This window comes from Microbacterium lushaniae (assembly GCF_008727775.1).
In the GTDB taxonomy this organism is placed as follows: domain Bacteria; phylum Actinomycetota; class Actinomycetes; order Actinomycetales; family Microbacteriaceae; genus Microbacterium; species Microbacterium lushaniae.
Window position 1 is genome coordinate 640287 of record NZ_CP044232.1, and the last position, 13238, is coordinate 653524.

Sequence of the window (13238 nt, forward strand, 5' to 3'; positions counted from 1 at the left end):
AACCCTTCATGGCCGAAGAGACCGTGTCCCCCGAATTCGCCCGCCCGACCACCACCGCCCAGCAGGTGCGCATCAACGGCAACGAGCTCGCCGTCGAGGTGCTCGGACCCGAAGGGGCGCCGGTCATCATCACCCACCACGGCGCGCCGGGGCTGGGTTCCCGGGCCGAACCGCGGGCGAGCTTCGGCCGGCTCGCCGACGAGTACCGCGTCGTCGTCTTCGACGCACGCGGCAGCGGCGAGAGCGAAGGGTCGGGGACCTTCAGCCACGAGCAGTGGGCGGCCGACATCGACGGCCTGCGCGAATGGATCGGCGCGGAGAAGATCATCATGGCGGGCGGCTCGTACGGGGGCTTCATGGCGATGGAGTACGCCATCCGCTACCCCGACCGGGTGGCCGCGCTCGTGCTGCGCGACACCGCACCCGACAACTCCCACGCCGCCCTCGCGCGCGAGAATGCGCTGGCGAGCGACCGCGTGACGATCGACATGGAGAAGTTCGACCGTATCGACGAGGGCCGCGTCCGTGACGACGAGGACCTCATGGACTGCTGGCGCGAGATCCTCCCGCTGTACGACTTCCACTACGACCCCGAGGCCACCGAGCGCAAGGTGCAGGCCACGCCGTACCGGTACGAGGCCCACAACTACGCCTTCTCCGTCAACCTGCCCGACTACGACCTCAAGCCGCAGCTGCCGTCGGTTTCTGTGCCGACGCTCGTGACCGTGGGCCGCACGGACTGGATCACGCCGGTATCGTGCAGTGAGAGCATTGTGGAGCTCATCCCCGGCGCCCGTCTGGCGATCTTCGAGGAATCGGGGCACTCTCCTCAGATCGAGCAGGCGGAGGAATGGACGGCAACAGTGCGCGATTTCCTGCGCGAGGTGTTCCCCACGACGGTCTCTCCCCGTTGATGGGGTCGGGCGCACTCGACCAGCTCTCCGATCTCGACAAGCGCATCGTCGTCGCGCTCCAGCACGACGGCCGCGCCAGCTGGCGGGCGATCGCCGACCGCATCGGCGCATCCGTCTCGACTGTGTCGCGCCGCGGCCCGCAGCTTCTGGCCGACGGGCTGCTGCGCGTCGTGGCGGTGCCGGCGCTCGGGGCCGACGGTGCGCACTCGCAGTTCCTCGTGCGCATCAACTGTCAGCCCGGCACGCACATGGAGGTGGCCGAAGAGCTCGTCCGAAACCCCTTCGTGCGGTTCTGCACGATCGTGACGGGCAGCTACGACATCATCGCCGAACTCGTCGTGCGGGGCGCGGCGACCCGCTATCCGCAGGTGATCGTCGACCTGCAGCCCATCGCGGGCGTGCAGCGCTGGCGCAGCGACCTCATCATGCACGTCTACAAGGTCAGCTACGACTGGGGCCGCCAGCTGTTCGGCGGGCTGCTGGAGATCCCGCCCACCGAGGGGGACGGCGAGGAGCTCCCCGCGGAGGGATGCACGCCCGAGCACCTCGACGACGTGGACCGGGAGATCCTCGCGATCCTCCGCGAAGACGGGCGGGAGTCGTTCCAGAGCGTGGGGGAGAAGCTCGGCCTGAACGAATCCAGCGTGCGCCGCCGGTTCGATCGCCTCCGCTCGAACCGGTGCGTGGACATCCTGACCCTCGTGCCGTCGGCGGCGCTGGGCATGGAGTCCGAGACGTTCCTCACCGTGACCGTCGAGCCCTCGCGCATGGATGCGGTGGCCCGGGAGCTGGCGAAGTACCCCTTCGTCCGGTACCTCGCTGCGCTGCTGGACGAGAACGCCCTGCTGTGCGAGGTCATCACGACGTCGGTGGACGAGCTGTACGGGTTCGTCACCGACTCGCTCGCGCACCTGGACGGCGTGCAGGGGTGGACGGCCAACATGGAGCTGCTCTTCCTCAAGCGCGGCTTCGTCGAGACCCCCTGGTGGCGCACGCAGATCGAGCAGTCCCGGACGACGCTGTCGTCCTGAGCGAGCCCAGCTCAGAGGCTGAGGGGGAGGGTGAGGGTGACCGTCGTGCCGGCGTCGAGGGCGGAGGTCAAGTCGACGCGACCGCCCAGGCGCTCGACGATCTCACGGACGCTCGCCAGGCCCAGGCCCGAACCGCCGTCGTCGGCGTCGGCGAGGCGCCCCCGCTGGAACGGCGAGAAGATGCTCGCCACATCCTCCGGCGCGATCCCCCGGCCGGTGTCGGTCACCGCGATCTCCGCCTCGCCGTCGTGCTCGGAGATCGTGACGCCGATGTCGTCGGAGCTGTACTTCGCCGCGTTGTCGATCACGTTCGCCACCGCCCGTCGCAGCATCGCCGCGTGCGTCATGACGCGAAGCCGCCGGTCGCCGGCGATGCGCAGGCGGTGGAACTCCCCGTCCGACAGCACGAGCGCCGAGGCCTCGCGCACGAGCGTGCCCAGCGCGACGCTCTCGCACTCGGCGGCGGGCGTGCCCGAGACGTGTCCGGTCAGCTCCGACATCATCGACACGAGGTGGTCGCTCACCGTGGAGATGCGCTCGATGAGCGCGTGATGCTCCGGCGCGGCCTCTTCCAGCAGGTCGATGTAGCCGCGCAGCGCCGTGACCGGGGAGAGGTGGTCGTGCGCGAAGGCGCGCAGGAAAGCCTCCCGCTCGTCCTCCGCGCGCTTCTCAGCGGTGAGGTCGCGGGTGAGCGTGACGTACCCGGTGAGGGTGGAGTCCTCGGCGCGCAGCGCCGTGATCACCTCACGCGCCCAGAACAGCGACCCGTCCGCGCGCACGCGCCAGCCCGTGTCCTCGGCCGACCCCACTCGCGCCGCGCGCTCGAGCAGCTGCGCCGGCAGGTGCCGCTCCCGCTCCTGCGGGCGGTAGAACCGCGCAAAGGCGGATCCGATGATCTCCCGCGCGGTGTACCCCTTAATACGCTCGGCGCCCGGGTTCCACGAACGCACGCGGCCCGCAGCATCCAGGCGGACGATCGCGATCGACGTGACCTGCGACGCCCAATCGCCGATGTGCGCCGGTGTCGGCGGCGCCGGATGCCTGCACCGGGCGCGCTCGGTTACCGCTCTTCTCATCTCAGCCCCCGAAGATGATCGGCGCACTCCACGGGTGTGGTGCGCGCCGTCGCGGTCTACACGATAGCGATCTGTCCCCCATCTGGGGGACAAACGGGAGAGTTTCGAAACCCGGGGCGGGTGGATGCTGTTTGGCCGCAGCATCCGGATGCCGTAAGCTACCTCTTTGGTGCATGCCCCCTGCTGGCGTGCCACTGCGAACGTGAGCCCTCCACTGGTGTCTTCGCCGGCCCTCGGCCGGAAAAGCCCCCGGAGCGGGATTCACGAACACCTCCGTTCGAATCAGAAAGCAGCACTACTGTGACGCGCACTTATACCCCCAAAGCTGGCGAAGCTCAGCGCGAGTGGCTCGTGATCGACGCGACCGACGTCGTCCTCGGCCGCCTCGCCTCTCACGCCGCCGTCCTGCTCCGCGGCAAGCACAAGGCGACCTTCGCCAACCACATGGACGCCGGTGACTTCGTCATCGTCATCAACGCCGACAAGGTCGCGCTGACGGGCCAGAAGCTCCAGAAGAAGAAGGCCTACCGCCACTCGGGTTACCCGGGCGGCCTCAAGTCGGTCACCTACGAAGAGCTTCTCGCGAAGAACCCTGAGCGCGCCATTGAGAAGGCCGTCCGCGGCATGCTCCCCAAGAACAGCCTCGGTGCGCAGCAGCTCTCCAAGCTCAAGGTCTACCGCGGCGCCGAGCACCCTCACAGTGCTCAGCAGCCCAAGACGTACACCTTCGACCAGGTCGCCCAGTAAGCGCCGATTAAGGATCACTCGTGTCGAACATCGAGAACTACTCCACTGAGACGCCGGCCGACCAGACCGCCGTCGCCGCCGAGCGCCCCGTCCTCACCGTCCCCGGCGCAGCCGTGGGCCGCCGCAAGCAGGCCATCGCCCGCGTGCGCCTGGTTCCGGGCACCGGCGTCATCACCATCAACGGCCGTGAGTTCGAGGACTACTTCCCGAACAAGCTCCACCAGCAGCTGATCACCGACCCGTTCACGGTGCTCAACCTCACCGGCGCCTACGACGTCATCGCCCGCATCTCCGGCGGCGGCGACTCCGGCCAGGCCGGCGCCCTGCGCCTGGGCATCGCCCGCGCGCTGAACCAGATCGACGCCGAGAACAACCGCCCGGCCCTGAAGAAGGCCGGCTTCCTCTCTCGTGACGCGCGCGTCATCGAGCGCAAGAAGGCCGGTCTCAAGAAGGCCCGCAAGGCGCCTCAGTACTCCAAGCGCTGAGTTCGGAACCTTCCATGCCGCTGTTCGGCACGGACGGGGTGCGGGGGCTGGCCAACGGCCCCCTCACCGCCGACCTCGCGTTGCACCTGGCCCAGGCGACCGCCGTCGTCCTGGGCCAGGGCCGTACCGCCACGGCGCGTCGCGCCGCGGGCAAGCGGCCCACCGCTGTCGTCGCCCGCGACCCGCGCGTGTCGGGGGAGTTCCTCTCCGCCGCGGTCTCCGCGGGGCTCGCCTCATCCGGTGTCGACGTGCTGGACGCCGGGGTGCTGCCCACCCCCGCGGCCGCGTTCCTCATCGGTGACATCGACGCCGACTTCGGCGTCATGGTCTCGGCCTCGCACAACCCCGCACCCGACAACGGCATCAAGATCTTCGCGCGCGGCGGTGTCAAGCTCCCCGACGTGGTCGAGCAGCGCATCGAAGCCGCCCTCGACGGCGACATGCTCCAGCCCACGGGCGCCGGGGTCGGCCGCATCCGCCGGTTCGCCGACGCGGAAGACCGTTACGTCGTGCACCTGCTCGGGTCGCTGCCGCACCGCCTCGACGGCCTCCACGTCGTGCTCGACTGCGCCCACGGCGCCGCCGCCGGCGTCTCGCCCGAGACGTTCCGCGACGCCGGTGCCCGCGTCACCGTCATCGGCGCCGACCCGGACGGCCTCAACATCAACGACGGCGTCGGCTCGACGCACCTCGACCAGCTCGCGCGCAAAGTCCGCGAGGTCGGCGCCGACGTCGGCATCGCCCACGACGGCGACGCAGACCGGTGCCTGGCGGTGGATGCAGCCGGCCGCATCGTCGACGGCGACCAGATCATGGCGATCCTCGCCGTGGCGATGAAAGACCGCGGGCGACTCGTGGACGACACCCTCGTCGCGACGGTCATGAGCAATCTCGGGCTGCACCGGGCGATGGCCGAGAACGGCATCCGGGTCGTGCAGACCGCCGTCGGCGACCGCTACGTGCTCGAGGCGATGAACAAGAACGGCTACTCCCTCGGCGGGGAGCAGTCGGGCCACGTCATCATGAGCGACTTCGCCACCACCGGCGACGGACTGCTCACGGGCCTGCACCTGGTCGCCGAGATGGCGCGCCAGGGCAAGTCGCTGGCCGAGCTCGCGTCGGTCATGACCGTGTTCCCGCAGGTGCTGCTGAACGTCCGCGACGTCGACCGCACCCGCGTCGCCTCCGACGAGGTGCTGCAGGCGGAGGTCGAGGCCGTGCAGGCCGAACTCGGCGACACCGGACGCGTGCTGCTGCGCGCATCCGGCACCGAAGCCCTCGTGCGGGTCATGGTCGAGGCCGCCGACGCGGCATCCGCCCAGTCGTACGCCGACCGCATCGCCGCCGTCGTCCGCGAGCGCCTCGCCGCGTAGCCCGCCCGCGCCTGCCGGGGCCGCCTCGCGGCGCCCGGGCCGCGAAAGTGCACGAGCCCGGCGAGAGTGCACCGAATCCCGTGCACTCTCGCCGGGATGATGCACTCTCGGCGAAGGGGAGAGGCGTGCGGGGGAGCGGGGCAGGGGCGGAGGCGTTCACCCCCGGTCATTCATCGCGCGCTGTTCGTCAAGTGGACAGCTTCTGCCTGGCGGAGACTGGCAGACATCGGCGGTGCGCTGAGGGTGCCGCCTCGATCCACCCACCGAAGGAGACGATGATGTCCGACCCCACTCCCGCCCTCGCCGATCCGGCAGTCGACGCGGATGCTCCTACCGGTGCCGCGTCGTCGTCCGACGAAGCCGACCTCCTGGAGCGCGTGCGGGCCCCCGAAGGGCGGGGCCGCGAGATCCGGGACGCCGCGACGCGCGAGGTCATCGGCCGCGCGCCGGTGCACTCGGTCGACGATCTGGACGCCGCCATCGCGCGCGCCAAGGCCGCACAACCGGCCTGGGAGGCGAAGGGCCACGACGAGCGCAGCCGCCTCCTGCTCGAGGCGGCCGACCGCGTCGACGCCGCAGCCGACGCGCTGGCCCGGCTCCTCTCCCGCGAGCAGGGCAAGCCCCTCAACGGCCCCAATGCGCGGTTCGAGGTGGGTGCATGCTCCGCCTGGCTGCGCACTGCCGCCACCACGCCGCTGGACCCGCAGGTCGTGGTGGACGACGGCGAGGTGTACGCCGAGCTGGTCTACCGGGCCGTCGGAGTCGTGGGAGCCATCGGCCCGTGGAACTGGCCGATGATGATCGCCATCTGGCAGGTCGCGCCGGCACTGCGCATGGGCAACACCGTCGTGGTGAAGCCGAGCGAGTACACGCCGCTGAGCGTGCTGTCACTGCTCGCCGTGCTCAACGACGCGCTCCCCGAAGACGTCCTCATCGGAATCTCCGGCGACCGGGAGGTGGGGGCGCGCCTGGCGGCGCACCCCGACATCGACAAGGTGATGTTCACCGGCTCGACGGCCACCGGACGGAAGATCATCGAGAGCTCCGCCGGCAACCTGGCCCGGCTCACGCTGGAACTCGGCGGCAACGACGCGGGCATCGTGCTTGCGGACGCCGATCCGCAGGCCATCGCGGAGGGGCTCTTCTGGGGCGCCTTCATCAACACCGGCCAGACGTGCGCCGCACTCAAGCGCCTGTACGTGCACGACTCGATCTATGAAGACGTCGTGTCAGCGCTGGGAGCGCTGGCGGAGCAGGTGCCGATGGGGCTGGGGCTGGACGAGGAGAACGTGCTGGGTCCCTTGCAGAACAGGCAGCAGTTCGACATCGTCTCGCGCCTGGTCGAGGATGCGAAGGCGCAGGGCGGTCGCGTCGTCGCCGGTGGCGCGCCCGCGCCCGAACTGGGAGAGCTGTTCTACCGCACGACGATCGTCGCGGACGTCGCGGACGGGGTGGCGCTCGTCGATGAGGAGCAGTTCGGTCCCGCGCTGCCGGTCATCCGCTACACCGACGTGGATGAGGCGATCGCCAGCGCCAACCGGCTCGACGTGGGCCTGGGTGCCTCCGTCTGGTCGAGCGACCGCGACGAGGCCCGCCGCGTGGCGGCGCGGATGCAGGCGGGCACCGTGTGGATCAACTCGCACGGCGGCGTGCACCCGATGATCCCGTTCGGCGGCGTGAAGGGCTCGGGGTACGGCCTCGAATTCGGCGTCGAAGGACTCAAGGCCGTCGCCGTCCCCCAGGTGATCAACGGATGACCTGACCCAGGCGACCCTCCGCGCGTCTCGAAGCCGCCGGCCCCTCAGGTCAGCTCGGCGTCGGCTTCGAGCTGGTGGTCAGGCCCGCGTGGGCCTGACCACGCTGGGCGGCACGCCGTAGTGCGCGCGGAAGGTGCGGCTGAAGTGCGCCGCATCCACGAAACCGTTCTCCAGCGCGATCGCCGTCACGGAGCGGTCGGCGGAGCGCGGGTCGATGAGCTGGTCATAGCAGCGCTCGAGGCGGCGGTTGCGGATGACGGTCGAGACGGTCGTGCCCTGATCGTTGAAGATTGCGTGCAGGTGTCGAACTGAGATGAAGTGCGCCGAGGCGATCATCGGTGGGCTGAGTTCCGGGGAGGCGAGGTGCTCCTCGATGTACGCGAGGACCTGCCGCATGAGCGCACCGTGCGGTGACACCATCGTCTGAGCGCCCAACCCGTCTTCGATGAGGGCGGAGATCATGTCGATGGCGCCGCGGCACATTCGCCGCGCCGGGTGCGCCTGCATGTCGCTGATCTGACTCGAGAGCGACGCGACGTAGGGACGCACGATGGCGCCGACGGGGGAGTGGGCGCCCAGCTTCGTCGCCGTCAGTCGCGCGGTGAGATCGGCCGGCAGCCCGAGCAGATCCTTGGGGAACATCACCACCGATATGCGGGTGTCGGCGGCGCAGACGAGCGAGTAGGGCCGGTCGGTGTCGTAGAACGTCATATCGCCCGACGCGAGTGCGGTCTCGCGGCCGCCCTGCACGATCAGGCCCGCACCTCGTTCCACGAGAGTGAACTTGAAGAAGTGCTGGGGCGCCTCCCGGATGAGCGATTCGGTGCGATGCACGGAATGCGCGTCGGCGGCGATGCCCAGCACGTGCACGTCTCCGGCAGCACGCCCCCACAGTGCGCCCTGGAAGGCGCCCGGCGAGTGGGCCTGGACGTTGAGGGAGACCACGGCGGTCCTGATCGCCGCGCGGAAGGCATCGAGGGGCAACACACTGTCGTACGTGTCGGGCGCTTGCCTGTAGTGCGTGGGCATGGTCTCACTCCATCGTGAAACATGAATCGTATATGATTCGCCACACAGTATCACTCTTCCCGGACGAGTGGTGGAAATCCCATCCTCGTCAGGGCAGATTTCCCGTGGGGCGCGGTCGTGTCACGACGGCGCGTCGGATGCCCCCACGCGGGCGACGCCCGATCCGAGCGTGTCTGCCCACCACGGCGTTCGCGCGAGCCGGCATGTGAGCGGCATCCACGCGACCATGCGCTGAGGGTCAAGCGGACCGCACCGCGCGGCAATCCCCGCCGACGCCGGATGGCGAGAATCAGGTGCATCCGGCCAAGGAGGTCCGCATGTCCGCACCCGAAAGCAGTCTCAGGCGCAATCAGCTCGGCGCGCCATCCATCGTCTTCCTCGTCCTCGCCGCGGTCGCCCCTCTCACCGTCGCGATCGTGGTCCTGCCGTTGGCCATGGCCTTCGGCAACGGCGGGGGCATCCCGGTCGCGGTGATCATCGTGGCCGCCGCCCTTCTGCTGTTCGCCGTGGGCTACGCCCAGATCACGAAAGACCTCGTGAGCGCCGGCGGGTTCTACGCCATCGCCGTCAAAGGGCTCGGTCGCCCGGCTGGACTGGTCACCGGCATCATCGCCACCCTCGGGTACAACTTCTTCGTCGCCGGCGCGCTGGGGACGATCGGCTTCTTCACCGGCATGGTCGTGATGCCGGCGCTGTTCGGGATCGAACTCAACTGGTTCCTGGTCGCCGTCGTGCTCTTCGTCATCGTCTTCCTGCTCGCACGCTCGGGTATTCACGTGAGCGCCGCCGTCCTCGGCGTCGCTCTCGTGCTGGAGATCGTCATCCTCCTGGCCTTCGCCGTCGCCGTGTTCGTCCAGGTCGGATTCAGCATCGAGGCCTTCACCCTGGCGTTCAGCCCGGAGATCCTCGTGGGAGGCTCGATCTGGATCGGGCTGCTGATGGTGGCGACGGCCTTCATCGGCTTCGAGGCCACGGCCCTGTTCGGCGAGGAGGCGAAGGACCCGCGCCGCACGGTGCCGCGCGCGACCTACGCCGCCATCGTCATCATCGGTGTCATGCACGCGCTCGTGGGCTGGGCGATCGTCAGCGCGCTCGGGGTCCGCGACGCCCAGACGGCCGCGCTCGAGAGCCTCGCCGCGGGCGACTTGACGCTCGTCCTCATCGACACCTACCTCGGTCCGATCGTCGGTGCGATCGCACTCGTCCTGCTCGTGGTGAGCCTCTTCGCCGCCCAGCTGGCGTTCCACAACTCCGCCGCCCGCTACCTCTTCGCGCTGGGCCGGGCGGGCGTCCTGCCGCGCTGGCTGGCCCACACCAACCGCAACGGCGCACCGCAGCGGGCGCTCCTGGTCAATCTCGCCTTCGCGATCCTCGTCGCCGCCGTGTTCGCGGTCTTCGTCGAGACGGATCCGGACGGCAATCCGCTCCCGCCCGTGCTCACGCTCGTGCCGGTGGGACTCGGGTTCGGGACGCTCGCCGTCATGATCGTGCAGGCTATCGCCGCACTGTCGATCGTGGTCTACTTCCGTCGGCGCAGGGACCCGCGATGGTGGTCGACGTTCATCGCTCCGGGCGTGGGATTCGTCGCGCTGCTGGTATTCAGCCTCATGGCGATCGTCAACTTCACCCTCGTCGCGGGATCCGAGGCGATCTATGTGCAGCTGCTGCCCTGGCTCCTGGTGGTGGCCGTCGTGGGTGGGGTGGCCTACGCGGCCTACTTGAAGGCGAAGCGCCCCGAGGTGTACGCCGGTTTGAACAAGGACCTCGAGCGGTTCGACGAACTCGTCGTCGTGTGACGGCCGAAGGGGCACTTGTGGGAAACGTGCACGGCATCAATAATGAGCGCACGCTCAATAAAGATGTTGAGAGGGCGACCGAAGACGGTCCGACGATCCGAGGAGCACACTCATGACCATCGCCGAAGTGCAGGGCGTCAGTGTAGGACGGACGGCGAGCAGGCACCCGCTTTCCCCGCTCGAGGCGCCGGAGATCGCCGACCTGCGCGAACTGCTCTCGCGGGAGGGCCTCGTCACCGACAGCACGCGGTTCTCATACGTCGCCGTGCGCGAGCCCGACAAGCGGGACGTCCTGCAGTGGCGGCCCGGCGTCCCCCTTCCTCGCGAGGTCGCCGTCCTGCTCACCGACTTGGCCGCGGGGACGGTGGAGGACCTGGTCGTGGACCTCTCGTCACGTCGGATCGTCTCCCGGCGCGCGGTGGACACCGCGGCCGAGGGCTTCGGGCCGGTCTTCGACGAGGACTTCGAGGCCGTCGACCGCATCGTGAAGTCGGATGAGGCGTACGTCGAGGCGCTCGCGCGACGCGGTGTGACCGATCTGGACAAGGTCATCGTCGTGGCACTGTCGGCGGGTGTCTTCGGGTACGAGGACGAGGTCGGCGTCCGGATGATCCGCGTGCTGGCGTTCCTGCGGAATCACCCGACCGACTCGTACTGGGCGCATCCCATCGGCGGCCTCGTCGCGCACGTGGATCTGCAGTCGGAACGCGTCGTGCGGCTCGTCGAGACCGAGCTCGCCTTCGTGCCCGAGACATCCGGCGACTACCTCGACCCGGAGGTGCGCGGCCCCGAGCGCACGACGCTCAAGCCCATCTCGATCTCCCAGCCGGAGGGCGTCAGCTTCACGCTGGAGGAAGGAGTGCTCAGCTGGGAGAACTGGTCGGTCCGCCTGGGGTTCAACGGGCGTGAGGGGCTCACGCTCCATCAGCTCGGGTTCCGCGACGGCGGGGTGGACCGGCCGATCCTGTACCGCGGGTCGGTGTCGGAGATGGTCGTCAACTACGGCGACACCTCGCCCACGAACGCGTGGCAGAACTATTACGACGTGTCGGAGTACCAGTTCGGACGGCTCGCGAACTCGCTGGAGCTCGGGTGCGACTGCGTCGGCGACATCACCTATGTCGACGCGGTGGTCGCAGACGATCTGGGTCGGGCGCAGACCATCCGCAACGCCATCTGCATCCACGAGGAGGACTACGGGATCCTCTGGAAGCACAACGACGCGATCAACGGCACGAGCGAGACCCGGCGTCAGAGAAGGCTCGTGATCTCGTTCTTCGTCACGGTCGGCAACTACGACTATGGCTTCTACTGGTATCTGTACCTCGACGGGAAGATCGAGCTGGAGGCGAAGGCGACAGGCATCGTCTTCACGAATGCCCACCCCGGAGGGGACTACCCGTACGCCACCGAGGTGGCGCCGGGACTGGGCGCACCTGTGCACCAGCACCTCTTCTCGGCACGGCTGGATCTGACCGTGGACGGCGTCGCGAATGCCGTCGAGGAGATCGACGCGGTGCGCGTGCCGAAGTCGGAGGAGAACCCGTGGGGAAACGCCTTCGCACGCACCCACACGCGGCTGGCCACCGAGTCGGAGGGAATCCGCGATGCGGACAATCGGGTCGACCGGGTCTGGCGCATCCTCAGCACCGACAGGACGAACTACCTGGGCCAGCCGACGTCGTACCTCCTCTTCCCGGAGGGCAAGCCCACCCTCCTCGCCGACGAGGACGCGTACATCCGTCCGCGCGCCGAATTCGCCACCCACCACCTCTGGGTGACCCGGTACGACCGCGACGAGATGTGGGCCGCGGGGCGCACCACGAACCAGAACCCCGGCGGTTCCGGACTGCCGGCATACGTGCGGGCCGACCGCTCGATCGACGGCGAGGACGTCGTCGTGTGGCACACGTTCGGCCTGACCCACTTCCCGCGCACCGAGGATTGGCCCGTCATGCCCGTCGACTACGCCGGCTTCACTCTTGTGCCGCACGGGTTCTTCGACCGCAACCCCACGATCGACGTTCCCGACCAGTCCGGTGGAGACCACTGCTCGGCTTCCGCCGCCGGCGGTGAGGCCGATCATGGGCTGGCCAACGCCGCGCCCGACCACGACGCGGATGGCGCGCACCGTCATCAGCACCACGGACACTGAGCCGGCGATCCTGTGGGAAGGGCCCGGCCGGTGCTGACGGTCGCCGCCCGCGTCGAGGTCGGGGCGATGGCCGTCATGTTCGCACTGGCCCTGCTCTCGATGGGCCTGAGCTGAGCCGCGTCATCCGAGGCGCTGGGTGAACCCTGCGCGCTCGCGGCCCTGAGGGGTCATCCACGGCTCGAGAAGCGTCTGCACCGTGCGCCACTGCGCCTGCGCCTGCGCCAACGGCGCATGCAGCACGAACGTGACCTGCTGTCCGAGTGCGATCACGAGGAGCGCGTCCGCGAGAGCCTCCGTCGGGGTCTCCGGACGAAGCTCTCCGTCGCCGACGGCCTGGTCGAGGTGCGCGCGATACTCCTCCTGCCACAGCCGTTCGGCGAACGCCTCGCGCACCGTGTGGTGCCGTTGCGCGGTGACTCGTCCCCAGAAGTTCACCACGACAAGGGCCTCGTCCTGGGTCGTCTTGTCCAGCGGATGGATCTGCTCCAGCATCCTCGTCAGGGCGACCAGTCCCGTGCTTTCGCCGACGTGTTCCTGGATGCGCGCGGTCGTGCGCTCGACGACCAGCGCGAACGCCTGCGCGATGACCTCGTCGAAGTTCGCGAAGTAGTGCCACAGCCCCCCGGTCGCCATTCCCAGCTCCTGGGCGAGGCGTCGCGTCGTGGCGGCCTCCATGCTCTCGCGCGCGACCAGTGCCAGGTAGGTCTGGACGATCTCGCGCCTGCGTGCGTCCCGGTCGATGATCTTGGGCACGGATCGATTCTGTCCTCCTCGGCCGCGAAAGTGCACGAGCCCGGCGAGAGTGCACCGAATCCCGTGCACTCTCGCCGGGATGATGCACTCTCGGCGAAGTGGAGAGTGGGGAGTGGGGAGTG

Annotated in this window: 11 protein-coding genes; 8 read left to right on the forward strand and 3 right to left on the reverse strand. The window is 69.1% G+C overall.

Annotated elements, in window-relative coordinates:
* Positions 1-8 precede the first annotated feature (8 nt).
* Together F6J85_RS03015 and F6J85_RS03020 are read left to right on the forward strand one after the other, a co-directional pair.
* Positions 9-914, forward strand: coding sequence for an alpha/beta fold hydrolase (locus F6J85_RS03015; RefSeq protein ID WP_150923770.1), 906 nt, complete (start codon positions 9-11; stop codon positions 912-914).
* On the forward strand, positions 914-1945 hold the full coding sequence (locus F6J85_RS03020; RefSeq protein WP_150923771.1) for an Lrp/AsnC family transcriptional regulator: 1032 nt from the start codon (positions 914-916) through the stop codon (positions 1943-1945). The genes F6J85_RS03015 and F6J85_RS03020 overlap by 1 nt, the downstream gene beginning before the upstream one ends.
* An 11-nt stretch (positions 1946-1956) precedes the next feature.
* Here F6J85_RS03020 and F6J85_RS03025 read toward each other — a convergent pair whose 3' ends face one another.
* Positions 1957-3021 carry a PAS domain-containing sensor histidine kinase gene (locus F6J85_RS03025; RefSeq protein ID WP_191906725.1) on the reverse strand — a complete coding sequence of 355 codons (1065 nt, stop codon included), beginning with the start codon at positions 3019-3021 and terminating at the stop codon, positions 1957-1959.
* 300 nt (positions 3022-3321) lie between these two features.
* Here F6J85_RS03025 and rplM point away from each other — a divergent pair, with 300 nt between their 5' ends.
* From rplM to F6J85_RS03045, 4 genes are all read left to right on the forward strand, one after another.
* On the forward strand, positions 3322-3768 hold the full coding sequence (gene rplM, locus F6J85_RS03030) for a 50S ribosomal protein L13 (protein WP_150917369.1): 447 nt from the start codon (positions 3322-3324) through the stop codon (positions 3766-3768).
* 20 nt (positions 3769-3788) lie between these two features.
* Positions 3789-4253: a 30S ribosomal protein S9 gene (gene rpsI, locus F6J85_RS03035; protein ID WP_150917366.1), complete on the forward strand. Its 465-nt coding sequence runs from the start codon at positions 3789-3791 to the stop codon at positions 4251-4253.
* Positions 4254-4267: 14 nt separating this feature from the next.
* On the forward strand, positions 4268-5626 hold the full coding sequence (glmM, locus tag F6J85_RS03040; protein ID WP_150923773.1) for a phosphoglucosamine mutase: 1359 nt from the start codon (positions 4268-4270) through the stop codon (positions 5624-5626).
* A 278-nt stretch (positions 5627-5904) separates the two neighbouring features.
* A complete protein-coding gene (locus tag F6J85_RS03045; protein ID WP_150923774.1) occupies positions 5905-7383 on the forward strand; it encodes an aldehyde dehydrogenase family protein in 1479 nt (492 codons plus the stop codon).
* A gap of 78 nt (positions 7384-7461) precedes the next feature.
* On the opposite strand, the gene F6J85_RS03050 is transcribed toward F6J85_RS03045, so the two are convergent.
* Positions 7462-8412: an AraC-like ligand-binding domain-containing protein gene (locus F6J85_RS03050; RefSeq protein ID WP_150923775.1), complete on the reverse strand. Its 951-nt coding sequence runs from the start codon at positions 8410-8412 to the stop codon at positions 7462-7464.
* Between the two features lie 317 nt (positions 8413-8729).
* Here F6J85_RS03050 and F6J85_RS03055 point away from each other — a divergent pair, with 317 nt between their 5' ends.
* Positions 8730-10208, forward strand: coding sequence for an APC family permease (locus F6J85_RS03055; RefSeq protein ID WP_150923776.1), 1479 nt, complete (start codon positions 8730-8732; stop codon positions 10206-10208).
* 112 nt (positions 10209-10320) lie between these two features.
* Positions 10321-12363 (forward strand): primary-amine oxidase, encoded by a 2043-nt coding sequence (locus F6J85_RS03060; protein WP_150923777.1) that lies wholly within the window; start codon positions 10321-10323, stop codon positions 12361-12363.
* Positions 12364-12483: 120 nt separating this feature from the next.
* Here F6J85_RS03060 and F6J85_RS03065 read toward each other — a convergent pair whose 3' ends face one another.
* Positions 12484-13116, reverse strand: a complete 633-nt coding sequence (locus tag F6J85_RS03065) for a TetR/AcrR family transcriptional regulator (RefSeq protein ID WP_191906726.1) — start codon at positions 13114-13116, stop codon at positions 12484-12486.
* Between the last annotated feature and the right edge of the window lie 122 nt (positions 13117-13238).